At 71.6% G+C, this 26,507-nt stretch carries 22 protein-coding genes, 1 tRNA gene, 1 other RNA gene and 1 pseudogene; 13 read left to right on the forward strand and 12 right to left on the reverse strand.

Features of this window, described 5'->3' with window-relative positions; genetic code table 11:
- Window positions 1–82 precede the first annotated feature (82 nt).
- Window positions 83–1,327 carry a PucR family transcriptional regulator gene (locus C0010_RS00795; protein ID WP_408631059.1) on the reverse strand — a complete coding sequence of 415 codons (1,245 nt, stop codon included), beginning with the start codon at window positions 1,325–1,327 and terminating at the stop codon, window positions 83–85.
- Window positions 1,320–4,049, reverse strand: a complete 2,730-nt coding sequence (gene aceE / locus C0010_RS00800; protein ID WP_105565166.1) for a pyruvate dehydrogenase (acetyl-transferring), homodimeric type — start codon at window positions 4,047–4,049, stop codon at window positions 1,320–1,322. Before aceE ends, C0010_RS00795 begins: the two co-directional genes overlap by 8 nt.
- Window positions 4,050–4,218: 169 nt before the next feature.
- On the opposite strand from aceE, the gene C0010_RS00805 reads away from it, so the two are divergent.
- On the forward strand, window positions 4,219–4,707 hold the full coding sequence (locus tag C0010_RS00805) for a DUF6630 family protein (protein WP_105565167.1): 489 nt from the start codon (window positions 4,219–4,221) through the stop codon (window positions 4,705–4,707).
- Window positions 4,708–4,716: 9 nt separating this feature from the next.
- Here C0010_RS00805 and C0010_RS00810 read toward each other — a convergent pair whose 3' ends face one another.
- Entirely contained in the window at window positions 4,717–5,436 is a 720-nt protein-coding gene (locus C0010_RS00810) for a response regulator (RefSeq protein ID WP_105565168.1), read from the reverse strand.
- Window positions 5,433–6,668 (reverse strand): sensor histidine kinase, encoded by a 1,236-nt coding sequence (locus tag C0010_RS00815; protein WP_232531656.1) that lies wholly within the window; start codon window positions 6,666–6,668, stop codon window positions 5,433–5,435. The genes C0010_RS00810 and C0010_RS00815 overlap by 4 nt, the downstream gene beginning before the upstream one ends.
- Before the next feature lie 134 nt (window positions 6,669–6,802).
- Here C0010_RS00815 and C0010_RS00820 point away from each other — a divergent pair, with 134 nt between their 5' ends.
- The 4 genes from C0010_RS00820 to C0010_RS00835 all read left to right on the forward strand — a co-directional run bounded on the left by C0010_RS00820 (window position 6,803) and on the right by C0010_RS00835 (window position 11,010).
- On the forward strand, window positions 6,803–7,834 hold the full coding sequence (locus C0010_RS00820; RefSeq protein WP_174150341.1) for a tripartite tricarboxylate transporter substrate binding protein: 1,032 nt from the start codon (window positions 6,803–6,805) through the stop codon (window positions 7,832–7,834).
- Window positions 7,831–8,451: a tripartite tricarboxylate transporter TctB family protein gene (locus C0010_RS00825; RefSeq protein WP_105565170.1), complete on the forward strand. Its 621-nt coding sequence runs from the start codon at window positions 7,831–7,833 to the stop codon at window positions 8,449–8,451. The genes C0010_RS00820 and C0010_RS00825 overlap by 4 nt, the downstream gene beginning before the upstream one ends.
- Before the next feature lie 3 nt (window positions 8,452–8,454).
- Entirely contained in the window at window positions 8,455–9,966 is a 1,512-nt protein-coding gene (locus tag C0010_RS00830; RefSeq protein ID WP_105565171.1) for a tripartite tricarboxylate transporter permease, read from the forward strand.
- 69 nt (window positions 9,967–10,035) lie between these two features.
- On the forward strand, window positions 10,036–11,010 hold the full coding sequence (locus C0010_RS00835) for an aldo/keto reductase (protein WP_105565172.1): 975 nt from the start codon (window positions 10,036–10,038) through the stop codon (window positions 11,008–11,010).
- Window positions 11,011–11,028: 18 nt separating this feature from the next.
- Here C0010_RS00835 and C0010_RS00840 read toward each other — a convergent pair.
- Window positions 11,029–11,101, reverse strand: a tRNA-Val gene (locus C0010_RS00840).
- Between the two features lie 83 nt (window positions 11,102–11,184).
- Between C0010_RS00840 and C0010_RS00845 the strand changes: the two genes are divergently transcribed.
- Complete coding sequence (locus C0010_RS00845; RefSeq protein WP_105565173.1) at window positions 11,185–11,913, forward strand: zinc ribbon domain-containing protein; 729 nt, start codon at window positions 11,185–11,187, stop codon at window positions 11,911–11,913.
- 19 nt (window positions 11,914–11,932) lie between these two features.
- Window positions 11,933–13,627: a bifunctional 3'-5' exonuclease/DNA polymerase gene (locus C0010_RS00850; RefSeq protein WP_158685205.1), complete on the forward strand. Its 1,695-nt coding sequence runs from the start codon at window positions 11,933–11,935 to the stop codon at window positions 13,625–13,627.
- Between the two features lie 14 nt (window positions 13,628–13,641).
- Here C0010_RS00850 and rnpB read toward each other — a convergent pair.
- The 6 genes from rnpB to C0010_RS00880 all read right to left on the reverse strand — a co-directional run bounded on the left by rnpB (window position 13,642) and on the right by C0010_RS00880 (window position 17,818).
- Window positions 13,642–14,002, reverse strand: an RNA gene (gene rnpB, locus C0010_RS00855) — RNase P RNA component class A.
- A 55-nt stretch (window positions 14,003–14,057) separates the two neighbouring features.
- Window positions 14,058–14,834, reverse strand: a complete 777-nt coding sequence (gene ppgK, locus C0010_RS00860; protein WP_105565174.1) for a polyphosphate--glucose phosphotransferase — start codon at window positions 14,832–14,834, stop codon at window positions 14,058–14,060.
- Between the two features lie 119 nt (window positions 14,835–14,953).
- Entirely contained in the window at window positions 14,954–15,328 is a 375-nt protein-coding gene (locus C0010_RS00865) for an RNA polymerase-binding protein RbpA (protein ID WP_105565175.1), read from the reverse strand.
- A 135-nt stretch (window positions 15,329–15,463) separates the two neighbouring features.
- Window positions 15,464–16,180 carry a glycerophosphodiester phosphodiesterase family protein gene (locus tag C0010_RS00870; protein ID WP_408631060.1) on the reverse strand — a complete coding sequence of 239 codons (717 nt, stop codon included), beginning with the start codon at window positions 16,178–16,180 and terminating at the stop codon, window positions 15,464–15,466.
- Between the two features lie 32 nt (window positions 16,181–16,212).
- On the reverse strand, window positions 16,213–17,343 hold the full coding sequence (locus tag C0010_RS00875; RefSeq protein WP_105565177.1) for an SPFH domain-containing protein: 1,131 nt from the start codon (window positions 17,341–17,343) through the stop codon (window positions 16,213–16,215).
- Window position 17,344: 1 nt separating this feature from the next.
- Window positions 17,345–17,818, reverse strand: coding sequence for an NfeD family protein (locus tag C0010_RS00880; protein ID WP_105565178.1), 474 nt, complete (start codon window positions 17,816–17,818; stop codon window positions 17,345–17,347).
- Between the two features lie 120 nt (window positions 17,819–17,938).
- Here C0010_RS00880 and C0010_RS00885 point away from each other — a divergent pair, with 120 nt between their 5' ends.
- From C0010_RS00885 to C0010_RS00905, 5 genes and pseudogenes are all read left to right on the forward strand, one after another.
- Window positions 17,939–18,700, forward strand: coding sequence for an SDR family oxidoreductase (locus C0010_RS00885; RefSeq protein WP_105565179.1), 762 nt, complete (start codon window positions 17,939–17,941; stop codon window positions 18,698–18,700).
- A gap of 94 nt (window positions 18,701–18,794) precedes the next feature.
- Window positions 18,795–19,985 carry a sensor histidine kinase gene (locus C0010_RS00890; protein ID WP_158685207.1) on the forward strand — a complete coding sequence of 397 codons (1,191 nt, stop codon included), beginning with the start codon at window positions 18,795–18,797 and terminating at the stop codon, window positions 19,983–19,985.
- Window positions 19,982–20,662, forward strand: coding sequence for a response regulator (locus tag C0010_RS00895; protein ID WP_105565181.1), 681 nt, complete (start codon window positions 19,982–19,984; stop codon window positions 20,660–20,662). The genes C0010_RS00890 and C0010_RS00895 overlap by 4 nt, the downstream gene beginning before the upstream one ends.
- 105 nt (window positions 20,663–20,767) lie before the next feature.
- Window positions 20,768–22,096 (forward strand): acyltransferase family protein, encoded by a 1,329-nt coding sequence (locus C0010_RS00900; protein ID WP_105565182.1) that lies wholly within the window; start codon window positions 20,768–20,770, stop codon window positions 22,094–22,096.
- 328 nt (window positions 22,097–22,424) lie between these two features.
- A pseudogene (locus tag C0010_RS00905) lies at window positions 22,425–22,811 on the forward strand (DedA family protein); the annotation flags it as partial.
- A 147-nt stretch (window positions 22,812–22,958) separates the two neighbouring features.
- Here the strand turns inward: C0010_RS00905 and C0010_RS00910 are convergent.
- On the reverse strand, window positions 22,959–23,879 hold the full coding sequence (locus C0010_RS00910; protein ID WP_105565534.1) for an AEC family transporter: 921 nt from the start codon (window positions 23,877–23,879) through the stop codon (window positions 22,959–22,961).
- A 101-nt stretch (window positions 23,880–23,980) separates the two neighbouring features.
- On the opposite strand from C0010_RS00910, the gene C0010_RS00915 reads away from it, so the two are divergent.
- Window positions 23,981–26,338 (forward strand): ATP-binding cassette domain-containing protein, encoded by a 2,358-nt coding sequence (locus tag C0010_RS00915; RefSeq protein WP_105565183.1) that lies wholly within the window; start codon window positions 23,981–23,983, stop codon window positions 26,336–26,338.
- The last annotated feature ends 169 nt before the right edge of the window (window positions 26,339–26,507 follow it).

Consider the following 26,507-nt stretch of genomic DNA (forward strand, 5'->3'; position numbering starts at 1 on the left):
CCGTGTGGAGGCTCTCGCACAATGATCCGGATTCGCGTTGTGCGAGCCCCACGAATCGCGGTTCCGCGTGCGGCATATGCCGTCAGCGCGCGCGGCCATGCCCCTGCCGGTTGGGGCGGCGGCGCGAAAACGCGTCGGTCGTGCTCATGGAGCCCAGGATGAGGGACGTCTGCAGGATGAGCGCCTCGCGGGCCCCCTGCGCGTCCCATCCGATGACGTCGCCGACCTTCTTCAGCCGGTAGCGCACGGTGTTCGGGTGCACGAACAGCTCGCGCGCCGTCGCCTCGAGCGAGCGCCCGTTGTCGAGGTAGGCCCACAGCGTCGTGACCAGGTCGGTCGAGTGGTCGGCCAGCGGCTGATAGACGCGCTCGACGAGGGTGCGCTTGGCGAGGGGGTCGCCCGCGAGCGCGCGCTCGGGGAGGAGGTCGTCCGCCTCGACGGGCCGCGGTGCGCCCCGCCACGCACGGGCGACGGCGAAGCCCGCCAGCGCGGCCCTCGCGCTCAGGCTCGCGTCGACGAGCGCATCGACGGTCGGGCCGAGGACGAGGTGGCCCTCGCCGAAGTACGGCTCGAGCCCCAGCGCGATCTGGGCGAACGAGATCTCGCCGGTGTCCTCGTTCTTCGGCCCCGGATGCGCGCGGCCCAGCACGAGCACGAGGCGGGAGCCCTGCACGCCGATGAGCACGTCCACGCCGAGCTTGCGCGCCGTGCGGCGCACGTAGTCGACGTCGAACGCGCGCGGCGTCGTCCCGACGAGCACGCATGACTCGCCGTGGCCGTGCCAGCCGAGGGCCGCGATCCGGCTCGGAAGCTCCTCGTCCGTCTCGCCCGTGAGGATCGAGTCGACGACGAGCGCCTCGAGCCGTGCATCCCACAGCCCGCGCGATTCGGCGGCGCGGGCATAGACGTCCGCCGCCGTGAACGCGACCTCGCGCGAGTAGAGCAGGATCGCGTCGCGGAGCTGCTCGCTCTTCGACGCCACCCGCTCCTCGACGACCTCGACCGTCAGCCGCACGAGCTGCAGCGTCTGCTGCAGGCTGACGCTGCGCAGCAGCTCGCGAGGGGCCGCCGCGAAGATGTCCGCCGCGACGGACGGCGTCGATGTCGGGTCGTCGAACCACTGGATGAAGGACGAGATGCCCGCCTGCGCCACGAGCCCCACGGCCGAGCGGCGCGAAGCCGGCATCTCGTTGAACCACGGCAGCTCCTCTTCGAGGCGCTTCGTGGTCGCGGTGGCGAGGTCGCCGGAGATGCGCCGGAGCCACGCGAGCGTGGCCTCCTTGTCCATTCCGACGACCCCGCCGCTGCGGGCGGGCCTGTCAGGCATCCCCGCCGGCGTTGCCGGACGTGCCGGCGTTGACGTCGTGCAGGCGGTACTTCTCGATCGCCTGGGCGACCACCGCGCGGTCGACCTTGCCCTGCTCGGCGAGCATCTGCAGCGCCTTCACGACCATAGACGGGCCGTCGATCGTGAAGAAGCGGCGAGCGGCCTGGCGGGTGTCGCTGAAGCCGAAGCCGTCGGCGCCGAGCGTGCCGTAGGGCCCGGGGACCCACTGCCGGATCTGGTCCTGCACGGCGTGCATGTAGTCGCTCGTGGCGACGAACGGCTGGCCCTCCGCGTGCTTCAGCTTGCTCGTGACGTAGGCCTCGCGCGGGTCCTCGTCCGGGTGCAGGAGGTTGTGCTCCTCGGCGTCGAGGCCGTCGCGGCGGAGCTCGTTCCAGCTCGTGACCGACCAGACGTCAGCGGACACGCCCCAATCGTCGGCGAGCAGCTGCTGCGCCTCGAGCGCCCAGGGCACGCCGACGCCGGAGGCGAGGAGCTGCACGCTCTCGCCCTGGCCGGAGCCGGTGGCGACGCGGTGGATGCCCTTGACGATGCCCTCGACGTCGACGCCCTCCGGCTCGGCGGGCTGGCGCATCGGCTCGTTGTACACCGTCATGTAGTACATGACGTCGGGGTCGGGGTGGCTGCCGCCGTACATCCGCTCGATGCCCGACTGCACGATGTGCGCGACCTCGTAGCCGTACGCGGGGTCGTAGGAGAGCACGGCGGGGTTCGTCGACGCGAGCAGCGGCGAGTGGCCGTCCATGTGCTGGGTGCCCTCGCCCGTGAGCGTCGTGCGACCGGCGGTCGCGCCGATGACGAAGCCCTTCGCCATCTGGTCGCCCGCGGCCCAGAAGGCGTCGCCCGTGCGCTGGAAGCCGAACATCGAGTAGAAGATGTAGACCGGGATGAGCGTCTCGCCGTGTGTCGAGTACGACGTACCGGCGGCGGTGAACGCGGCCGTCGCGCCGGCCTCGTTGATGCCGACGTGGATCATCTGGCCCTGGGGGCTCTCCTTGTAGGCCAGGAGCAGCTCGCGGTCGACCGAGGTGTAGTTCTGCCCGTTCGGGTTGTAGATCTTCGCGGACGGGAAGTAGGAGTCCATGCCGAAGGTGCGCGCCTCGTCCGGGATCACCGGGACGATCCGCTCGCCGAAGCCCTTCGTGCGCATGATGTCCTTGAGCATCCGGACGAACGCCATCGTCGTGGCGACCTCCTGGTTGCCCGAGCCCTTCTTGGGCATGGCGTACGCCTTCTCCTCCGGGAGGTTCAGCGGCACGTTCGTGACGCGGCGCTCGGGGAGGAAGCCGCCCAGCTGCTGACGGCGGTCGACCATGTACTTGATCGTCTCGTCGCCCTCGCCGGGGTGGTAGTACGGCGGGGCGTACGGGTCGGCCTCGAGCTGCGCGTCCGTGACGGGGATGTCCATCGTGTCGCGGAAGAGCTTGAGGTCGTCCAGCGTCATCTTCTTCATCTGGTGGGTCGCGTTGCGGCCCTCGAAGTGCGGGCCGAGGCCGTAGCCCTTGACCGTCTTCGCCAGGATGACGGTCGGCTGGCCCTTGTGCTCGACGGCCGCTTTGTACGCCGCGTACACCTTGCGGTAGTCGTGGCCGCCGCGCTGCAGCGCCCAGATGTCGTCGTCGGAGTAGTCCTTGACGAGTTCGAGCGCGCGCGGGTCGCGGCCGAAGAAGTTCTCGCGCACGTAGCGGCCGTCCTCGGCCTTGTACGTCTGGAAGTCGCCGTCGGGCGTCGTGTTCATCAGGTTCAGCAGGGCGCCCGTGGTGTCGCGGGCGAACAGGTCGTCCCAGCCGCGGCCCCAGATGAGCTTGATGACGTTCCAGCCGGCGCCGCGGAAGAAGCTCTCCAGCTCCTGCACGATCTTGCCGTTTCCGCGCACGGGGCCGTCGAGGCGCTGCAGGTTGCAGTTGATCACGAACGTCAGGTTGTCGAGGTGCTCGTTCGCCGCGACCTGCAGCTGGCCGCGCGACTCGACCTCGTCCATCTCGCCGTCGCCGAGGAACGCCCAGACGTGCGAGTCGGAGACGTCCTTGATGCCCCGGTTGGCGAGGTACTTGTTCGTCATCGCCTGGTAGATCGCGTTGATGGGGCCGAGACCCATCGACACGGTCGGGAACTGCCAGAACTCCGGCAGCATGCGCGGGTGCGGGTACGACGGGATGCCGTGGGGCGCGGCCGACTTCTCCTGGCGGAAGCCGTCGAGCTGCTGCTCCGTGAGGCGGCCCTCGAGGAACGCGCGGCTGTACATGCCGGGGGAGGCGTGGCCCTGGTAGAAGATCTGGTCGCCGCCGTTGGCGTTGTCCTGGCCGCGGAAGAAGTGGTTGTGGCCGACCTCGTACAGCGACGCCGCCGACGCGTAGGTCGACAGGTGGCCGCCGACGCCGATGCCCGGCCGCTGGGCGCGGTGCACCATGACGGCGGCGTTCCAGCGCAGCCACTTGCGGTAGCGGCGCTCGAGGTCCTCGTCACCGGGGAAATCGGGCTCGTCGGAGGCCGAGATCGTGTTGACGTAGTCCGTCGTCGGAACCATCGGAACGCCCAGCCGCTGCTCCTTCGAGCGGCTCAGGAGGCTGAGCATGATCTCGCGGGCCCGCTGCGGGCCCTTGGCGGCGATCAGCTCGTCGAGGGACTGCTGCCACTCGCTGGTCTCTTCGGGGTCGCTGTCCTGCGGCCCCTGCGAGTACGGATCCTGGTCGTGAACAGCCACCGGATGACCTTTCGTCGTTGCGGCAGTTCATGCCGCGGTGTATTGCCGGGGCGCGCGGGCTCGCCCGATCCGGACCTGCCCGCACGCTGTCGGCCCCCAGCCTATCCCCATCCGCGACGCCCCGATCAATCCGCGCGCGGGCGCGCGACGGTGATCTAGGGTGACGGATATGAGCGACGACTGGGCCCGGCTGTGCGAGCTGCTCGACGACGATCCGGAGGTGCGGCGGACCGTCGTGCAGGCGGCCGACGAGCCGGAGGCGTTCCTCGCCGAGCACGAGCAGGTGCTCGGCGAGCTCGGGGTCGCCGACGCATCGCAGATCGATCCGTGGCTGGCGCTCATCGACGCGATCGACGACGCCGGTGCGCTCGCCTACCTCGAGCCGGACGACACGGGCGAGGAGCTCGCCGACGCGCTGTCGGGGCTGCCGCGCGCGATCGCGGCGGGCGTCGACGTCGACGCGGTATCGGACGTCGACGGTTCGCAGCGCGAGGCCATCGCGGTCGCCGACGGGCTGCTCGCGCCGCACGGCCTCCGCGTCGTCTACCTCGATGAGGGCACGGAGGACGTGCCGCTCGTCGTCGTGCCGATCGCGAACGCCCGCGAGATCGTCCAGCTCGCGGAGCGGCTCGGGCACACGGCCTCCGTCTTCGCCTGAGCCGGCCGCTCAGGCGCCGGCGAGGCGGTACACGACCTCGGGCCGCCCGCGCCCGCCGTAGCGGTGGGCCGCGGCCGCGATGCCGTCGTCGGCGAGGTGCTCGAGGTAGCGCCGCGCGCTCGCCCGCGAGATGCCCGCCCGCTCCGCGACCTCGGCCGCGGACGCCGCCGTGAGCGGATCGAGCGCGCCGACCACGCGCTCCAGGGTGACGGCCGCGATTCCCTTGGGCAGATCTGTCCGCCCGACGCGCCGCGCCCCGCCCGTCGTGCGGATGCCTCCCGTCGCCAGCAGGCGATCGATGTCGCCCTGCGCGAGCTCCCTGTCCCGCAGGTGCGCCTCCGGCAGCGGCGCGTGCTCGCTGCGATACGCCGCGAGCCGGGCGGAGAAGGCCTCCTGCGTGAACGGCTTGACGAGGTAGCCGGCGACGCGGCCGGCGAGCGCCTGCCGCACCGTGACCTGGTCCCTCGAGGAGCTGACCGCGATGACGTCCGGCGAAGCGGCTCCCATCGTCCGGATGCGATGCAGCACCTCGATTCCGCTGATGTCGGGCAGGCGCAGATCGAGCAGCACGAGATCGACGCCGCCGCTCGACGCGAGCCCCAGCGCGGCCGTTCCCGTCGCCGCCGTGCCCGCGACGACGAAGCCGTCGACGTCCGCCACGAAGCGCGCGTGCAGCGAGCGGGCCGCCGCGTCGTCGTCCACGACGAGCACCCGGATGCCGCCGCTCACGAGCGGGCCCCCATGTCGAAGGCGAAGCGCGCCCCGCCCATCGGGCTCTCGGACACCTCGACGGTGCCGCCGCGACGCGTCACCGCGCGGCGGACGAGGTCGAGCCCGATGCCGCGCCCGGTGCCCCGGTTGTCGGGCTTGGTCGTCACGCCGCGGTCGAACATCCTGGCGCGGCGCGCCGGCGGAATGCCGGGGCCGTCGTCGTCGACGACGCCGTGCACCCGACCGCCGCGCTCGCGGATCTCGCAGCGCACGTGCCGTGCGCCCGCCTCCGCCGCGTTCCGGCAGAGGTTGCCGACCACGAGCGTGAGCGCGTCGTCGGCGGGGGAGGAGATGTCGATGGCGGTCTCCAGCGCCGTGCCCGCGGCGCCGAGCTCGGCACGCAGGGCCTCGATCGCGGCGCGCAGGAGCGGCTGGCCCGCGAGGCCCGGCTCCGGCTCGCTCGTGACGACGTTCGTCGCGCCGTCGATGTACTCCACGGCCTCTGCCGCGTCTCCGTTCGCCACGAGACCGCGCACGACGTGCATCCGGGTGTCGAACTCGTGGGCCTGCTCGCGGAGCGCATCGGCCGTGCGCCCCACGTGCTCCAGCTCGCGGGCGTCCTCCTCCGCCTGGCGCAGGCGCCGCCGGATCGCGGCCGTGAGCCACGCGCTCGCGGCGAGCCCGACGACGAGCGCCGCCGCAACCCAGGGCAGGATGCCGCGGAGGCCCTCCTCGTAGTCGGCCGTCATCCGGTGCTCGAACATCCCGACGGAGACGCCGCCGATCACGGCGCCGCTGTCGTCGAGCACGGGGCGCTTCGCGCGCAGAGTGCGGCCGATCGTGCCCGTCTGGATCTCCAGGACGTCCTCCCCGGCGAGGACCCTGTCGCTGTCGGTCGACACGGGACGCCCGCGCTCGGCGGGGGTCGGGTGCGTCACGCGATTCCCGTCCGGCGCGATCACGACGACGTAGTCGACGCCGGAGGTCCGTTCGACGAGCGTGGCCATCGGCTGCAGCGCCGCCGTCGCCGCCGCGCGATCGGTCATGCCGTCGAGCGCGTCGACGACCTGGTCGAGACCGGCGAGGCCATCCGCGACGTCGACGACGCGCGCCGCCGTCGCATCGCGGATGGCGCTGCGCTGCTCGGTGATGGCGATCGCCGTCGTCGACCCGACGGCCGCGAGCACGATCACGCTCGGCAGCACGAGCAGTGCCGCCCGCGTCATCCGGAACCGCCGCGACGTCGACATCTCTGGTCCGCCTCTGCCGCCCGCTGTTGGCATCAATGAGCACAATTCCGGATCGGGCCGCTCCGGTGCGCGCTCGTCATGCATGCTAACCAGGTTGTGCAGGGACAACGCTGTCAGCACGAAGGAGCGAGATGATGCAGGACGCACCCCGCGCACCCGAGGACGACGCCGTGAAGGCGCCGGGAAAGGTGCGCAGAATCACGACCAGGACGATCGGGATCGCCGTGGCGGTCAGCGCCATCGGCGTCGCGGGCTACGGCTCGATCAGCTCCGCCTCGAGCGGGGAGGACTTCCACTCGTCGCTGACGATCGTCGCCCCCGCCGCGGCGGGCGGCGGCTGGGACACGTTCGCGCGCGAGTTCCAGCAGGCGCAGAAGGCGAACGGGCTCGTCAACAACGTGCAGGTCGTGAACATGCCCGGCGCCGGCGGCACGATCGCGCTCGGCAACGTCGCGACCCTCGAGGGCGAGGCGACGACGATGCTCGTGGGCGGAACCGGTCTGCTGGCGGCCACACAGCAGTACGACTCCGCGACGACGCTGGACGACGTGACGAACCTCGCGGTCCTGTTCGAGGAGTACAACGTGATCGTCGTGCCCGCGGACTCGCCCTACGAGACGCTCGACGACCTCATCGCGGCGTGGCGCGACGACCCGGCGGCTCTGCCGTGGACGGGCGGCGGCTCGTTCGATCAGCTCGTGATGACGGACTTCGCGCTCGCGGCCGGCATCGACCCCGTCGACACGACCTACATCTCGTCGGACGGCGGGGGAGAGGCGATCCAGGCGCTCCTCAACGGCACGGCAGCCGCCGCCGCGGGCGGCTACGCCGACAATATCGACCAGATCGAGGCCGGGCGGCTGCGCGCGCTGGCGCTGGTCGCCGCCGAGCCGGTCGACGCCATCGACATCCCGACGGCCGCGGAACAGGGCTACGACGTCACGCTGTCGAACTGGCGCAGCCTCTCGGCCCCGCCCGGCATCACGGACGAGCAGGCGGAGGGCCTGGACGACCTCATCACCGAAACGATCGAGACCCCGGAGTGGGAGGACGCGATGGAGCGATACCACTGGACGGCGAACGTGCGCATGGGCGACGAGCTCGCGCCGTTCCTCGCGGAGGAGAGCGAGCGCATCGCCCGCCTGTACGAGGAGATGGGGCAATGAGCTTCGCGGACCACGCATCGAACAATCCCACCGCCGTCTCGGCCACGCTCGGCCGGAGCCTGACGGGCGACCCGCGCGCGAACGGCACCGTCGAGTTCGTCAAGAACCTCGTGATGCCTGCGCTGCTGGCGGCCATGGCGACCTACTTCGTCGTCGGCATCGTCAACATGGACGTGCCGGAGGGGACGATGTTCCCCGGCCCCGGCTTCTTCCCCGGTCTGATCGCCGCCGGGCTCTACCTCTTCGCCGTGCTCCTGATCGGCGGAGCGGTGCGGCAGAAGCGGGCGGACGCCGCCAGGGCCGGCGAGCGGGAGGCCGCCGCGGCGCTCGGCGAGACCCCCGAGGCCGAAGGCGCCGACGACGAGCCCGCCAGGATGCGCTGGGGATCCCTGGCGTGGGTCGTGCTCGGATTCCTGGGCTTCGCCCTGACCCTCGGCTTCCTCGGCTGGATCATCGGCGCCGCGCTCCTGTTCTGGTGCGTCGCCCGAGGCTTCGGCGAGAAGCGCCACGTGCTCAGCCTCGTCGTCGGCCTCACGGCCAGCTCCATCGCGTACATCGCATTCGACATGGCGCTGGGGCTCTCGCTGCCCAGCGGGATCCTGGGAGGTGTTCTCTAGATCATGGACGTGCTTCCCCTCCTCGCGGAAGGCTTCGCCGGCGCGCTGACCCCCGCCAACCTGATGTGGGTCCTGATCGGCTGCCTCCTGGGAACGGCCGTCGGCGTGATGCCGGGCCTCGGCTCGTCGATGGCGGTGGCGCTGCTGCTGCCCGTCACGTTCGCGCTCGACCCGACGGCGGCGTTCATCATGTTCGCGGGCGTCTACTTCGGCGGGCTCTTCGGCGATTCGACGATGGGCATCCTGATGAACACGCCCGGCCAGGCGTCCGCGATCGCGTCGACGTTCGAGGGCCACAGGATGGCGCTCGACGGCAGGGCCGCGAAGGCGCTCGCGACGGCCGCGATCGGCGCCTTCATCGGCGGCTTCGTCGCGAGCATCTGCGTCGTGTTCGCCGCTCCGTTCCTCGCCGAGTTCTCGACGCAGTTCGGTCCGGCCGAGTTCTTCGCCCTCGCGGTGTTCGCGTTCGCCGCAACCTCGACCGTCGTCACGGACAACACCGTCAAGGGCTTGGCCTCGCTGTTCGTCGGCCTCGGCATCGCGGTGATCGGCATCGACGGCGTCTCCGGCACCCCGCGCTTCACGATGGGCTCGCCGTTCCTGTTCGACGGCGTGTCGCTCGTCACCGTCACGGTCGCGATCCTCGCGCTCGGCGAGGTCATCTTCGTCGCGGCGATCGCCCGCCACGGCGCGGGCGGTGAGCTCATCCGGCCGAAGGGTCGCCCCTGGCTGTCGCGTGCCGAGATGAGGGAGGCCGCGCCGGCATGGGCCAGGGGCACCGCCATCGGCCTGCCGTTCGGCGTCGTGCCCGCGGGCGGCTCCGAGATCCCCACGTTCCTCGCCTTCGGGCTCGAGAAGCGCCTCGACGCGCGGCGCAAGGAGCCGAAGTTCGGCAAGGGCGCCATCCGGGGCCTCGCGGCGCCCGAAGCGGCGGGGAACTCGACGACGGGCATGGCGATGGGCGCCCTGCTCGCGCTCGGCCTCCCGATCTCGGCGACGGCGGCCATCATGCTCGCGGCGTTCCGGCAGTACGGGCTGCAGCCGGGCCCCCTTCTGTTCGACCGTTCGCCCGAGCTGGTCTGGTCGCTGCTGGCCAGCTTCTTCATCGCGATGGTCGTGCTGCTCATCCTGAACCTGCCGTTCGCGATGCTCTGGGCGAAGCTGCTGCTGATCCCGAGGCCGTTCCTGTACGCGGGCATCACGATGTTCTGCGCCATGGGCATCTACGCCTCGAGCGGGCAGGTGTTCGACCTGCTGATGGTGCTCGGCGTCGGCGTGTTCGGCTTCGTCATGCGGGCGCTCGACTTCCCGCTGGCACCGCTCATCATCGGCATGGTGCTCGGCCCGCTGGCCGAGACGAGCCTGCGCGACGCGACCATGAGCGCGAACGGCGACTTCGCGGTGCTCGTGCAGAGCCCGATCGCGGTCGGCCTGTACGCCCTGCTGGCCGTCGTGCTCGCGTTCGCCGTGACGAGCCGCGTCCGCGCCCGTCGGCGCGAGCGCGTCGCCGCCTAGCGCGACGGTGAGGACGCCCCGCGGTGCAGCAGCGCCGTGGGGCGTCCTGCGCGCGATAGCGTTGACGGCATGGAGTACACGCCCCTCGGAAACAGCGGTCTCGTCGTCTCGGCTCTCGGGGTGGGGTGCAATGCGTTCGGGCGCCGGATCGACCAGGAAGCCGCGACGGATGTCGTCAGCGGCGCTCTCGACAACGGCGTCACCTTCTTCGACACGGCGGACGCGTACGGCCTCGGCGCCTCCGAGGAGATGCTCGGGCGAGCCCTCGGCGGCCGGCGCGACGAGGTCGTCGTCGCGACGAAGTTCGGCATGGACCTCGGCGACACGTACCCCGGCGCGCGCGAGAACCGGGCCAGCCGCGGCTACATCCGGCGCGCCGTCGAGGGCAGCCTCAGCCGCCTCGGCACCGACTACATCGACCTGTACCAGCTGCACACGCCCGACAGGATCACACCGATCGACGAGACGCTCTCGGCGCTCGACGACCTCGTCCGCTCCGGCAAGGTGCGCTACATCGGCTGCTCGAACTTCGCGGCGTGGGAGGTCGCCGACGCCGAGCGGGTGGCCGAGGCGATCGGCTCGGAGCGCTTCGTCACGGCGCAGAACGAGTACTCGCTCTACAACCGCAGCGCCGAGGCCGAGCTCGTCCCGGCGCTCGAGCACTACGGCATGAGCCTGCTGCCGTACTTCCCGCTCGCGTACGGCCTGCTCACGGGCAAGTACACCCGAGACGAGGTGCCGGCAGGCAGCCGCCTCGAGACCGAGAGGAAGCGCCACGAGGGCGCGCGCTGGGACGTCGTCGAGGGGATCAGGGAGTTCGCCGCCGACCGGGGCATCAGCATGCTCGACGTCGCGCTCGGCGGCCTGCGCGCCCAGCCGGCGGTCGACTCGATCATCGCGGGCGCGACGCGCTCCTCGCAGATCGCCGCGAACGCCGCCTCTGTGATGTGGGAGCCCGCGGATGAGGACCTCGACGCGCTGGACGCGATCGTCGCGCCCGGAAGCGGCACGGGCCACCTCACGTTCGCGACGCAGCGGCGCTGACGCCGGGTCGTCCTGCGGTGGGCCCTGCCGGGATCGAACCGACGACATCCACGGTGTAAACGTGGCGCTCTACCAGCTGAGCTAAAGGCCCTGACCGGATCAGTCTAGCCGCCGGCGCGGGGCGCCCCGACGAGCGCGTGTCCGGTTCCGGAGGCCGTGCCGTAGGTTGGACGTGTGAATGCTTCGCCCGCCGACCAGCGCCTCCTGCTCGACCTCGTCGCGATCGACGACCGACGCGATCGCGCGAAGCGCGCCAAGGAGAACCCGCCGCAGGCGGCGCGCGTGCGCGAGCTCGTCGAGCAGCGCACGGCGCAGAACCGGGTGCTCGCCGAGCGCGTCGGCGAGCGGGACGCCCTGCGCACCGAGCTGACGAAGATCGACTCCGACGTCGAGCTCGCCTCCCGGCGCCGCGACCGCGATTCGCAGCGCCTCGAGGAGGCGACCGACCTCGCCGCGATCCGGGCGCTCGAGCAGGAGCTCGCGTCGCTCGCGCGGCGCCTCGACGACCTCGAGACCGCCCAGCTCGAGCTGATGGAGAAGCTCGACCCCGCCGAAGCCTCCGTCGCCGAGCAGGAAGCGGCCGTGCGCGCGACGATCGAGGAGGGGCAGCGGCTGAGCGCCGAGGGCAGGGAAGCGGTCCAGGCCGCCGACCGCGAGCTCGCCGAGGCCGCGCGCGACCGCGCCGCCGTCGCAGAGAAGCTGCCGGATGCGCTGCTCGCGATGTACGACAGGCTCCGCGCCAGGGGCACGGGCGCCGGTGCCTTCGCCGAGGGCGTGTGCGGCGGCTGCCATATGGCGCTCGCCCCGAGCGACGCCGCCGACGTGCGCGCGCTGGGAGCCGACGTCGTGGCGACGTGCCCGGAGTGCGGAGCGATCCTGGTGCGCACGGGCGACGCCTCCTGACGGCCTCGCGGAGACCGGCGTGTGGAGCGAGGCCGACGCGATCTGCCTCGGCGTCGACAGGGGCGACCGGGTCGTCGCCGCCGCGTTCCGGCGGGCGGACCCGACCGGGCTCGTCGAGCTCGGCCGCCGGCCGCTGGCCTCGGGCGAGGTCGCCGCGTGGGTCGGCCGGCGCGAGTCGGAGGCGCACGCCGCCGGCCGGCACATCCGGTGGGTGTGGTCGTCGACCGCCACCTGGTACCCGCGCCTGCTCGATGCGGGTGTGCGGGTCGAGAGGTGCACGGATCTGCGCCTGTGCCGCGCGATCCTCTCCTCGGCGCTCGACGATGCCCTCCCGCCCCTGCCCGTGTGGGATGCGCCGCACGAGGAGCCGGCGCCGGCGGCGCTGTTCGACGTCGTTCCGGATGGCGCCGCTCGCGCCGAGGAGATCGACGAGACCGCGGCGGAGTACGCCAGGCAGGAGCGCGTCGCTGTCAGTTCCGGGCTCCGGCTCCTCCTCGCCGCGGAGTCCGCAGGTTCGCTCGCCGCCGCAGAGATGACGTCCGCGGGGCTGCCGTGGAACCGTGGCGGCCACGAACAGATCCTCGTATCGGAACTGGGGGAGCGCACCGCAGCGGGCCGGCCGCGGCTCATCGAGGAGCGGGCGCGCGAGGTGCGCGCGGCGCTCGACGATGAGACGGCCTCGCTCGACTCGCAGCCGAAGCTGCTGCGGGCCCTGCACCGCGCGGGCGTCGCGGCGGAATCCACCAGCAAGTGGGAGCTCGCCGAGCACGACCACCCCGCGATCGCGCCCCTCCTCGACTACAAGAGGATGATGCGCCTGTACACGGCGAACGGGTGGGGCTGGCTCGACGAATGGGTCGTCGACGGCCGTTTCCGGCCGACGTACGTCGTCGGCGGGGTCGTGACGGGGCGCTGGGCGTCGTCCGGTGGGGGAGCCCTGCAGATCCCCCGCCTGCTCCGCCCCGCGGTGCGTGCGGACCCCGGCTGGGCGATCGTCGATGCCGACGTCGCGCAGCTGGAGCCGCGCGTGCTCGCGGCGATGGCGCACGACAGGGCCATGGCGGCCGCCGCGGCTGGGCGGGATCTGTACGACGGCGTCGTCTCGGCGGGGGTCGCCGCCACCCGATCGGAGGCGAAGTACGCCGTGCTCGGGGCTCTGTACGGCTCGACGACCGGCGACGCGGCCCGGCTGATGCCGCGGCTCCGCCGCGCGTTCCCTCGCGCCGTCGGCCTCACCGATGACGCCGCCCTGGCGGGGGAGCGGGGCGAGCGCGTCTCGACGATGCTCGGGCGCACCTCGCCGGCGCCCGGCCCCCGGTGGGAGGCGATGCAGCAGCGCGCGAACGCGTCGGCGGCGGACGAGCGGTCGGCGCGGTCCGCCGCACGCGAACGGGGCCGGTTCACGCGGAACTTCGTGGTGCAGGGCACCGCAGCGGAGTGGGCGCTCGCGTGGATGGCCGACCTGCGCACGCGGCTGGCCGCATTCCCGCCGTCTGAGGTGCCTGCGCCGCGCTCGGGCCCGGCGTTTGCGCGCCGACCGCACCTGGCGTTCTTCCTGCACGACGAGGTCATCGTGCACGCACCGGCCGATCAGGCGGAGGCCGCCGCGGAGGCGGTGCGGGAGTCGGCCGCGCGGGCGGGGCGCCTGCTGTTCGGCGAGTTCCCGATCGACTTCCCGCTGGACATCCGGATCGGGCCGAGCGCGGCGGAGTAGCGCGGCCGGAAGTGCGAATGGGCCGGCCTGTACGCCGGGTTCTGTCCAGGGGCCGTTGGGCCCCTTGGGCGGCCATCTCTCTCGGCGACACGTTGCCGTGCCGCTCCAGCAACCTACCCGGGGACTCGGCGGGCCGCGTCGACATCCCCTGTCTGGTCTTGCTCCTGGCGAGGTTTACCCAGCGGGCCGTGTCACCACGGCCCCTGGTGGTCTCTTACACCACCGTTTCACCCTTACCGGCCGAAGCCGGCGGTCTGCTCTCTGTTGCACTTTCTCGCGGATTTCTCCGGGTGGGCGTTACCCACCGCCATGCCCTGCGGAGCCCGGACGTTCCTCGGCGTGCCATCGGCACGACGCGACCGCCCGGCCGACCCATTCGCCCCGCCAGTCTACCCGCGGCGGCCCGCGCCGCCGACCGGCGCCGTGCCGGTCAGGCGCCTGCGAGGTGCTCCTCGTCGCTGCGGGCGAGGCTCGCGGCACCGATGATGCCTGCGTTGTTGCGGTGCTCGCAGATGCGCATCTCGGCGCGCGTCGACAGGTACGGCATGAACTTCTCGGGGTTCTTCGAGACGCCGCCGCCGACGAGGAACAGGTCGGGGGAGAACAGGAATTCGACGTGCTCGTAGAAGGCCTGCAGGTGCTGCGCCCATTCCTTCCACTTCAGGTCGAGGCGCTCGCGCGCCGAGGCCGAGGCGAAGCGCTCGATCGACTCGCCCTTCCACCGCAGGTGGCCGAGCTCGGTGTTCGGCACGAGGCGGCCCTCGTAGAGGAATGCGGAGCCGATGCCGGTGCCGAGCGTCGTGAGGATCGTGAGGCCCTTCTGGCCCTTCGCGGCGCCGTAGCGCAGCTCGGCCAGGCCGGCGGCATCGGCGTCGTTGACGAAGTGGATGTCGCGGCCGAGCCCCTTCTCGAAGAACTCCTCGGCGGCGAAGTCGATCCAGTCGTCCGAGATGTTGGCGGCCGACAGCGTGCGGCCGTGCTTGACGATCGCGGGGAAGCACACGCCGAGCGGCAGGCCATCGGCCTGGTCGCCCAGCATCCCGATCAGCTCGCGAGCGGTGTCGAGGACGTCCTGGGGGTGTGCTCCCTCGGGGGTGGGAATGCGCACGCGGTCGGTGACCAGTTCACCCGTATCGAGATCCACGATCCCGGCCTTCATCCCGGTGCCACCGACGTCGATTCCTACCGCACGATTGCTGATTGCCATGACGTTCAGCTTACTGGTGCTTCGGACCCGGATTGCGCCGCCGCGAGCCGCAGTTCCGCCGGAAACGCCGAGGGCGTCCGATCCGGTTTCCTCCGGATCGGACGCCCTCGGCGCAGCGATTACGCGCTCTTAGCGGCCTTGTCGCCCTCGCCCCGACGGGCCCTGACGAACTCCAGCCGCTCGGCCAGGATCTCCTCGAGCTCGGGAAGCGTGCGGCGCTCGAGCAGCATGTCCCAGTGGGTGCGCGGGGTCTTGTCGTCGGAGTGGTCGACCTCGGCCTGACCGGTCTCCGTCTGCAGCAGCGCCTCGGCGCCGCAGGTCCGGCATTCCCATCCGGCGGGCGGCTCGGCGTCGGCCGCGAAGTTCAGCACGGTCTCGCGCTCGCACTTGGTGCATTTGTAGGTGTACTGGGCGCGCTCCATGAACACGACGCCGTCTTCGCTCTGTAGGCTCTGGGCGCCGAGTCGGATGCCACGAAGGCTGCGGTCTGCCATTTTGTGGTCCTCTCGTCAACTCTTCTTTATATCGCGCGCGTCTGAATGGATCATCCGAAGGTACACCCGCGCGGGCACGCTGTCAGCCCCTTCTCCGGGGGCCCGATCGGGCGCGCTCACGGGCACCGCGGAGGGTCAGCTCCCGAGCGCTTCGAGCGCCGCATCGGCGACGTCCGTGACGACGCCGTCGACGCCCATCGCGACGAGCTCGCGCATGCGCTTCGTGTCGTTCACGGTCCACACGTGCACCTCGGTGCCCGCCGCGTGGGCGTACTCGATCAGGCGCCGTGACAGCACGCGCACGGGCCCCTGGCGCTCGGGGATCTGGAGGGCGTCGATCCCGCGGAGGATCTCGGCGGCCCTGGTCGCGCGGCGCAGGGCGACGGCCCCGAGCAGCCGGATGATCGTCTCCTTCCCCGCGCTCGTCGCGGGCCGCGAGGGACCGGCGGCCGCGAGGCCCTCCGCCCGTCGCGCGTCCGAGAAGCTCGTCAGCAGGGCGCGCTCCGCATACTCGCCGATGATGCGACCGGCGGGCGCCGCGGCGGCCTCCGCCTTCACGTCGATGTTGAACCGGGTGTCGGGGAACGCGTCGAAGGCCTGCTCGAGGGTGACGAGCCCGCCGACGCCGGCGAGCTGGTCCTCCATCTCGCGCTCGGTCACCTCGTCGACGCGGCGCGGGTCACCGGTGATCGACGCGAGCGTGTCGTCGTGGAACAGCACGACGACGCCGTCGGAGGTGAGGTGGCAGTCGCTCTCGATGTAGTCGACGCCGGCGGCCTGCGCCGCGGCGAACGCCGCGAACGTGTTCGGCTCCGTGCCCCGATCGGCGACGAGCCCCCGGTGTGCGAACACGCGGGGGCTCGAGGCGCTGAAGAACGGATGCGTCATTCGTTGGGCGGGAACGCACCCGGCGCCGGGGGAGCGGCGGGCGGGGCTGGCGGCTCCGCCGCGGCGCGCTGTGCCGCGCGAGTCGCGGGTTCGCTCTCCGTCAGGCCGGCGGTCGCCTCGGCCTCGGCCTCCTCGGTCACCTTCGCGGCCTCGGCCACGGCGGCGGCCGCGGCCTCCGCAGCGCTCGACGAGCCGGGAACGACGGGCGGGGCCGGGCGCGGCGGCACGGGGCCCGCCCCGCCCGCGGGCCCGCCGGGGCCGAAGCCCGTGGCGATGCTCTTGAGCGCCTCAGTCATCTCGCTCGGGATGATCCAGAGCTTGCTGGCCTCGCCCTCGGCGATCTTCGGCAGCGTCTGCAGGTACTGGTACGAGAGCAGCTTGTCGTCCGGAGCGCCGGCGTGGATCGCGCCGAACACCGTCTGGATCGCCTCCGACTCACCCTGGGCGCGCAGCACCTGCGCCTGCTTGTCACCGTCGGCCTTGAGGATCTCCGACTGGCGGGAGCCCTCGGCGACGAGGATCTGCGACTGCTTGTGGCCCTCCGCCGTCAGGATCGCGGCGCGGCGGTCCCGCTCGGCGCGCATCTGCTTCTCCATGGCGTCCTGCAGCGATGCGGGGGGATCGATCGCCTTCAGCTCCACCCGGTTGACCTTGATGCCCCAGCGGCCGGTCGCCTCGTCCAGTTCGCTCATCAGCTTCGCGTTGATCGTGTCGCGGCTGACGAGCGCCTGCTCGAGGTTCAGCGAGCCGACGACGTTTCGCAGCGTCGTGATCGTGAGCTGTTCGACGGCGCCGAGGTAGTTGGCGATCTCGTACGTCGCAGCGCGCGGGTCGGTGACCGTGAAGTACACCACGGTGTCGACGTCGACCGTCAGGTTGTCCTCGGTGATGACGCCCTGCGGCGGGAACGACACGACCTGCTCGCGCAGGTCCACGCGCAGGCGGGGCTTCTCGAGGAACGGGATGATGCCGTGCGGGCCGCCGAACAGCGTGCGGTTGTACTTGCCGAGGCGCTCGATGATCAGGGCGTCGCTCTGGCGCACGATCGTGATCGCCTTGATCAGGGTCACGATGACGAAGATCAGGATCGCCAGCGCGACGACCCAGAGGAAGATGGTTCCGGGCATATCAGTTCTCCGGTTCGGCGGTCGGGGTCGGTTGGTCTGTCACGTACAGGGTCGCGCCGGCCACGCGCAGCACGCGGATGACGGCGCCGGCGGGGATCTGCCGCACGCCCTCCGTGCGGGCGGTCCAGGTCTGCCCGTTCGAGAGCTTCACGACGCCGGTCGTGGGCGTCACCGGCTGCTGCACGGTGCCGGCCTCGCCGAGCAGGGCGTCGACGTTGAACTTCTGCGGGTCCTTCGGCCTCCGGATGCGCTTCAGCAGGGGAGGCCGGATGAAGAGCAGGAGCACGGCGGCGAGGAGGGCCACGAGGATCACCTGCAGCCAGACGGGCGCACCGACGAGCGATGACACGACACCGGCGACGCCGCCGAGCGCGAGCATCAGGAACGTCAACTCGCCCGACACCATCTCGATCACGAGCAGGATCGCGATGACCGCGATCCAGCCGATCCAGGCGTAGTCGCTGATGAACTCCATGCGTCCCTCTCGTCTGCGTGTCATTCGAGCCTATCGGTATAGTCTCCCGTGGCGCGCCGCGGCGCACCGCCAGAATTCTGCGGCACGGAAGTGCCGACCGCACGCCCAGAGGAGTACACCGTGACCCAGCCGCTCGCCCCCGGATCGCTCGCAGGAAAGACCGCCGTCGTGACCGGCTCTTCGCGCGGCATCGGGGCCGACACCGTCCGCTACTTCGCCCAGGCGGGTGCGAACGTCGTCATCAACTACCGGAACAAGGCGCCGCGCGCCCAGAAGCTCGCGAACGAGGTCAGGGAGCTGGGCGTCGAGGCGCTCGTCGTCGGCGCCGACCTGACCGATGCGGATTCGCTCGCGGCGATGTTCGGAGAGGTGGAGGAAGCCTTCGGCTCGGTCGACATCCTGGTCCTGAACGCCTCTGGCGGCATGGAGTCCGGCATGGGGGAGGACTACGCCCTCACGCTGAACCGCGACGCGCAGCTCGCGACGCTCGACGCGGCGACGCCGCTCATGGCCGCGGGCTCCCGCGTCGTGTTCGTGACGAGCCACCAGGCACACTTCATCCGCACGACGCCGACCATGGCCGAGTACGAGCCAGTGGCGCTGTCCAAGCGCGCCGGCGAGGACGCCCTCCGCGAGCGGATCCCCGCGCTGACGGAGGCCGGCATCGAGTTCGTCGTCGTCTCCGGCGACATGATCGAGGGCACCATCACCGCCACCCTGCTCGAGCGCACCAACCCCGGCGCGATCTCGTCGCGGCGCGAGGAGGCCGGACGGCTCTACAACGTGTCGGAGTTCGCCGCCGAGATCGCGCAGGCCGCCCTCGACCCGATCCCCGCCGACAACGAGCGCATCGTCGGCGACACCTCGAGCTTCGTCTCCTGACGCCGCGGGCGCCCGCGCGGGGCGCTCGCGGCCCCGCGGAAGATCCCTCCGCAGCGGGATGCGGGCTCGGGCGTGCCGGTGCGAGCATCCGGGTATGGAAGACCAGAAACCCGCCCGGCGCTGGCTGAGCGCGCACACGACCGGCGCCTGGTACATCGGCACAGGCGCCGTCGCGGTCGTGCTGTACGCGATCACCGCCCCGCTGGAGGCCGCCGTCTACGGGCACCACGTCCTGACGGCGCTGTTCGCCACGGCCGCCGCTTACGGATCGCTCGTCGTCGCCGTCAGGTTCCCCGTGATCGCGACGATCGCGTTCGGTCTCGCGACGCTCGTCCCGCGCGCCGTCTACACCTCGCCGGAGCCGGCGCCCTGGCCGTGGTCGGCCACCGCGATCATCGCGTTCTGCGCCCTCGTCTTCACGGTGTGGGCGCGCCACGGCTGGAGCCGAGGGCTGGTGGCGTACCTCGTGCCCGGGCTCTCGGTGAGCACCATGACGCTCATCTACCTCGACGGCTACACGCTCGCGAACTCGATCGTCGCACTCGGCACGGGCGCGGTCTCCGCCGCGCTCGCGGCGCTGCTGCGCGACCGGATGCGGCTGGGCGCCCAGCTGACGCAGGAGCGCGAGCTGAGCCAGGCCGAGCAGGAGCGCCGCATGGTCGCCGAGGAGCGCCAGCGCATCGCGCGCGAGATGCACGACGTCGTCGCGCACGGGCTCTCGCTGATCCAGGTGCAGGCGACGTCGGCGAAGTACCGGATCCCGGACGTCCCGGCACCGGCGGCGGCCGAATTCGACGACATCGCGGCGTCGGCCCGCACGGCTCTCGCCGAGATGCGGCGGCTGCTCGGGGTGCTGCGCGGCGACGACGAACGCGCCGAGCGCGCGCCCCAGCCGACGCTCGCCGACCTGCCGCGCCTCGTCGCGGAGGCGCGGCGGGCCGGCGCGGACATCGAGCTCGTCGGGCCCCCGCACGACGAGATGTCGGCGGCGGCCTCGCTCGCCGCCTACCGCATCGCCCAGGAGGCCGTGAGCAACGCGATCCGGCACGCACCGGGCAGCCGCATCGATGTCACGGTGCGGCGCGACGGCGGCGACCTGTTCGTCGAGGTCGCGAACACGGCGGCCGCCGCGCCAACGCGCCAGACCGACGGCGCGGGCCACGGCATCATCGGCATGCGCGAGCGCGCGGCACAGCTCGGCGGCTCCCTGTCGGCGGGCCCCACCGAGAGCGGCGGGTACCTTGTTGTTGCGGCCATACCGCTGCGAACGGGGGAGAGCGCATGACGACGGAGCGGATCACCGCGCTGATCGCCGACGACCAGGCGATGGTGCGCGCCGGATTCGCCGCGCTCCTCGACGCGCAGCCCGACATCAGGGTCGTCGGCCAGGCGGCCGACGGGGACGCGGCCGTCGCCCTCGCTCGCGAGCTGCGCCCCGACGTCGTGCTCATGGACATCCGGATGCCCGGCACGGACGGCATCGAGGCGACGAAGCGGCTGCTCCGCCCGGACCGACCGCTCCCGCACGTGCCGAGGGTGCTGATGCTGACGACGTTCGACATCGACGACTACGTGCACGAGGCGCTGCGCGCGGGCGCGAGCGGGTTCCTGCTCAAGGATGCGCTGCCCGAGGAGCTCGCGCACGCCGTGCGGGTCGTCGCGGCCGGCGACGCGCTCCTGGCGCCCAGCGTGACCAAGCGCCTGATCGAGCGCTTCGCGGACACGCGCGACCCCGCTCCCAGCAGGGCCGCGCTCAGCCTGAACGGGCTCACCGACCGCGAGCGCGAGGTGCTGCAGCTCATCGGCCGCGGCCTGTCGAACGCCGAGATCGCGACGGAGCTCTTCATCGGCGAGCAGACCGTGAAGACGCACGTCGGGAAGCTCCTGCAGAAGCTCCCCGCGCGCGACAGGGTGCAGCTCGTGATCACGGCGTACGACGCCGGCCTCGTGGCCCCGGAGTGATCCCTCCTCCGTAGGGGGCCGCCGCTCGAATTCTCGCTCCGCGGGGCGATGCCCCCGCGGCGGTCACCGGCATAGCTTTCCCGGAGTCGATCCGAGGAGAGCACCGTGACCACCATTCATGTACCGCCGAGCGCGTCCTCCGCGGCCGGTCGCCCGCCGGGCGCCGCCGACCGCCTCCGGGACCGGACCATCGACCTCATCCGGTCGGCGAGCCTCGTGCTCGTCGTCCTGCTGCACGCGATGATGGTCGGCGTCACCGTCACCGACGCGGGCCCCGTCTTCGAGAACGCCCTCGAGACCGCCTGGTTCGGCCCCGTCAGCTGGCTCGTGCAGATGATGCCCCTGTTCTTCATCGCCGGCGGGTTCACCGCCGCCGGGTCGTGGCGCGCGGCGCGCGCATCCGGGGCCACCGCGACGACCTTCGTCGCACGACGGGTGAAGCGGTTGATGGCACCGGCGATCGCGCTGTTCGCGGTGATCGCTGTCGGGCTGGCCACGCTGTCCGCCGCTGGGGTGGCGCCCGACGTCGTCGCCACGGCCGGGTTCCGGATCTCCCAGCCGCTCTGGTTCCTCGGTGTGTTCCTGCTGGCGCAGGCGCTCGTCCCCGCCATGGTCCGGCTGCACGAGCGCAGCCCGTTCCTCACCGCTGCCGCGCTCCTGACCGTCGCCGGAGCGATCGACGCCGTTCGGTTCGCGACGGGCTGGGAGGCCATCGGGTTCGTGAACCTCGCCGTCGTGTGGCTGTTCGTGCAGCAGCTCGGGTTCTTCGAAGCCGACGGGTTCGTCGCTCGCGTCCCGCACCGCGTCCGGGCCGTCGGCGCCCCGGTGCTCATCGCCGGTCTCGTCATCCTTGTGGCGACGACGCCGTACGTCGCCGACATGTACGCCAACCAGGACCCTCCGACGCTGCTCCTGGCGCTGTTCGGCGCCGCCCAGCTGCTGCTGCTCTCGCTCGCGCGGCCCCGCCTGGCGCGCTGGATGCGGAACCCCGCGGTGGAACGGACGGTCGACTGGATCGGCGCCCGCTCGATGACGATCTACCTGTGGCACATGAGCGTGCTGATCGCCCTCGCCGGCATCGGCGTGCTGGCCGCGCAGCACGAGCTCATCGTTCTGCCGGAGCTCCACTCGGCCGCGTGGTGGCTGCCCCGCCCGGCGTGGCTGGCGTGCGCCGTGGTCGCCGTCCTGGTGGTGGCCGTGCTCGCCGCCCGGTTCGAACCGGCCGTGCGCCGGCCCTCGCGGACCCCCTGGCGCTCCGCGACGGCGGCGGCGGTGGGGATCGGCTGCGTCGCCGTCGTGTTCGTCGTCGGCCTCTCGTGGCCGACCGCTCTCGCCTGCGCCGCGCTGGCGGCGGCCGCCGCGGCCCTCGCCGGCGACGGCCCCCTGCGAGGGCGTCGGCGACGGGCCGCGGCCGACGCCCTGCCGACGCCCTGACGCCGCATCCCTCCAGGGGTGGACGCCGCGGGCGCAAGATCATGCTCAGGTCCGATGCGGACGGCTCCGGCTCGGCCGTACCTTCCATACAGACCACACGAGGAGAGACCATGACGATGGATGAGCGCCCGGCGGGCACGGGGTGCGGGGGACCGGGGGAATACCCCCGCACGAAGACTCCGGGGACCGCCATCGCGCCGGGCCGCGACGCCCGCGAGGCTGGAAGCATGCAGACAGAGCGAGGAGCACGCGCGTGACCGAGATCACCGATTTCCTGCTCTCCTTCGCAGGTTCCCCCTGGGTGTACGCCATCGCGTTCGCCGCCACGATGCTCGACGGGTTCTTCCCGCCGCTGCCGAGCGAGTCGCTCGTCGTCGCGCTCTCGGCGATCGCGAGCGCGACCGGCGAGCCGAACGTCCTCCTGCTCGGCGTGTGCATGGCGGTCGGCGCGTTCGCGGGGGACAACCTCACGTACGCGATCGGCCGCGCCGTCGGCACCGACAGGTTCGCCTGGATGCGGGGCAGGCGCTCGCGGCGAGCGATCGCCTGGGCCGAGAGGTCGCTCGACCGACGGGGTGCGATGCTGATCCTCGTCGCCCGGTACATCCCCATCGGCCGCATCGCCGTGAACCTCTCGGCCGGCGCGACGCACTTCCCCCGCCGCCGCTTCGTCCCGGTGTCGGCGGTCGCCGCCGTGCTGTGGGCCGCCTACTCGGTCGGCATCGGCCTGATCGCCGGCCAGCTGTTCGAGGACGTGCCGCTCCTGGGTGCCGCGGTAGGAGTCGTGCTCGCGGTCGGGATCGGCCTGCTCATCGACAAGCTGCACGGCTACTACCGCCGGCTGCGGCACGGCCGCTCCGACTCACCCGAGGAGCCAGACGACGACGAGGAGCACGGGAACGCTGCCGACGGTCGTGATGAACACGATGTCGCGGGCGACGACCTCGCCGACGCCGTAGCGCTGGGCGTAGTTGAACACGTTCTGAGCGCTGGGGAGCGAGGCCATCACGACGACGGCGAGGAGCGCGGCGCCGGTCATGCCGAAGACCAGGGAGCCGACGAGCCACGCGACAGCGGGCATCAGGAACAGCTTCATCGCGGACGCCACCAGCACATCCGCCCTGGTACCGCGAGTCGACAGCACGCGGCTGCCGCTCAGAGACAGGCCGAAGCTGATCAGCAGAACCGGGATCGCCGCGTCGGCCAGCAGCTGCGTCGGTTCCACCACGATGGGCGGCAGGTCGATGCCCGTCGCGGCCACGATCGTTCCGAGCAGCGCGCCGATGATCATCGGGTTGCGCGCCGTGCGCCCGAGGATCGGCCCCAGCTTCATGCCACCGGTTGAGATCCCGTCCAGCAGCACCAGGAAGACCGGGGTGAACAGCAGCAGCTGCATCAGGATGACGGGCGCCGAGTACGCGCCGTTGCCGAGCACGTAGGTCGCGATCGGCAGGCCGATGTTATTTGCGTTGACGTACCCGGCACCGAGCGAGCCGATGACCGCGGCGCCGGCGGTGCGGCGCAGAACGAGCCCCGCGACGAGCCCGTACAGCACGAAGACGGTCACGGCCGAGATCGCGGCCACGGGCAGCTGCGACGAGAACAGCATGTGCACATCGGCCTGCGACAGCACGCTGAAAAGCAGGAACGGCGACAGCACGAAGAACGTCAGGCGGCTCAGCACGTACCTGCCGTGCTCGCCGACGAGGCCCGTGCGCCCGACGATGAAGCCGACGATGATCGCGAGACCCACGACCGCGAAGCCCGTCAGGGCGTTCAGCATGTCGAACCAGGCAGGCGGTGGCTGGACGGTCGGTGCATCGCCTCCCACAATACCGGGCGCGCGCGTGGCACCCTGCGCCGCCGCGCACTAACGTCGACAGCATGCCCCAGCACGCAGCAGACTCCCACGACACGATCCGGGTGCGAGGCGCCCGCGAGAACAACCTGCGCGGCGTCGACGCCGACATCAGGAAGCGGCGCCTCACGGTCTTCACCGGTGTATCCGGATCCGGCAAGAGCTCCCTCGCGTTCGGCACCATCGCCGCGGAATCGCAGCGCATGATCAACGAGACCTACAGCGCTTTCGTGCAGGGGTTCATGCCCGATCTCGGCAGGCCCGAGGTCGATTCGCTCGACGGGCTGACGACCGCGATCCTCGTCGATCAAGAGCGGCTCGGGGCGAACATCCGGTCGACGGTCGGCACCGCGAGCGACGCCAACGCGATGCTGCGCACCCTGTTCAGCCGGGCGGCGGAACCGCAAATCGGCCCGCCCAACGCGTACTCGTTCAACACGCCTTCTGTGAGGGCGTCCGGTGCGATCACGATCGAACGCACCGGCAAGGAGAAGAAGCAGCGAGCGTCGTTCACGGTGCTGGGCGGTATGTGCCAGGGCTGCGAGGGCACCGGCCGGGTCTCCGACCTCGACCTGAGCCAGCTGTACGACGAGTCGCTGTCGATCAACGACGGCGCCATCACGATCCCCGGCTACAAGCCGGGCGGCTGGTCCGTGCGCTACTACGCGGAGTCCGGGTTCTTCGACCCGGACAAGCCCGTGCGCGACTTCACGGACGACGAGCTCGCGGCGTTCCTCCACATGGACGAGGCGAAGATCAAGGTCAACGGCATCAACATCACCTATCTGGGCCTCGTGCCGCAGGTGCGCAAGTCGATGCTGTCGAAGGACCGCGAGGCGATGCAGCCGCACATCCGCGCGTTCGTGGACCGCGCCGTGACGTTCATGCCGTGCCCGGCATGCGACGGCACGCGGCTCGCGGAGGCCGCCAGGTCGTCGAAGATCGACGGTCTGCACATCGGCGATGTGTGCGCCATGCAGATCTCCGACGCGCTCGAGTGGGTGCGGGGGCGCGAGATCCCCGGCGCCGCGCCGATGCTGGAGGCGATCGCGTCGCTGCTGCAGTCCTTCGTCGATATCGGCCTCGGCTACCTGTCGCTGGATCGCGCATCCGGAACCCTGAGCGGGGGAGAGGCGCAGCGGCTGAAGATGATCAAACACCTCGGCTCCGCCCTGACGGACGTCACCTACGTGTTCGACGAGCCGACGGCCGGCCTCCACCCGGCGGACATCGAGCGGATGAACCGGCTGCTGCTGCAGCTGCGCGACAAGGGCAACACCGTGCTGGTCGTCGAGCACAAGCCGGAGACGATCGCGATCGCCGACGAGGTCATCGACATGGGCCCCGGCGCCGGGCGGCACGGGGGAGAGGTGTGCTTCACCGGCACGGTCGACGGCCTGCGCGAGAGCGACACCGCGACCGGGCGCCACCTGCACGACAGGGCGCGCCTCAAGGACGCCGTGCGGACTCCGACAGGCGCGATCGAGCTGCGCGGCGCCGTCTCGAACAACCTGCGCGGCGTCGATGTCGACGTTCCGACGGGGGTCCTCGTCGCGCTCACGGGTGTCGCCGGCTCCGGCAAGAGCTCGCTCGTGACCGAGAAGCTCGTCGGCCGCGAGGGGCTCGCGTTCGTCGATCAGACGCCGATCAAGGGCTCGAGCCGCAGCAACCCGGCGACCTACACGGGCCTGCTGGAACCGGTGCGCAAGGCATTCGCGAAGGCCAACGGCGTCAAGCCGGCGCTGTTCAGCTCGAACAGCGCCGGCGCGTGCCCGAGCTGCAAGGGCAACGGCACCATCACGACGGAGTTCGGTTTCATGCAGGGCGTCACGACGCCGTGCGAGGACTGCGGCGGCCGGCGGTTCACCGCCGAGGTGCTCGAGTACCGCCTCGGCGGGCGCTCGATCGCGGACGTGTTCGAGATGCCCGTCTCCGAGGCGCTCGAGTTCTTCTCAGGCGGCGAGGCGAAGGTGCCCGCCGCCGCCAAGATCCTGAAGCGCCTCAACGACGTCGGCCTCGGTTATGTCAGTTTGGGCCAGGCGCTCACGACGCTGTCGGGCGGGGAGCGCCAGCGCCTCAAGCTCGCGGCGCAGATGGGCGAAGGCGCCGACGTGTACGTGCTCGACGAACCGACGACGGGCCTGCACCTGCAGGACGTCGAAGCGATGCTCGCAATGCTCGACGCGCTCGTCGACTCCGGGCACTCCGTCATCGCGATCGAGCACCACCAGGCCGTGATGGCCCACGCCGACTGGATCATCGACATGGGCCCCGGCGCCGGCCACGACGGCGGCGCCGTGGTGTTCGAGGGAACGCCGGCCGACCTCGCCGCGGCGCGCAGCACGACGACGGGTGAGCATCTCGCGGCGTACGTCGGCGCCTGACGCGCCCCAACGCCACGCGTCGCCTCACGCGTCGCGACGGGCATTAGCCGATAATGCACATTATGTCAGTTCGGCTCCGAGAAGCCCTCCCCGCACGCCGGCACCAGCGCCACACGACGCCGACGAACGGGATGAGCGCGCGCTCGATATCGACGGGGTGCTTCGCCAC

The organism is Microbacterium halophytorum (assembly GCF_002970975.1).
Classification (GTDB): domain Bacteria; phylum Actinomycetota; class Actinomycetes; order Actinomycetales; family Microbacteriaceae; genus Microbacterium; species Microbacterium halophytorum.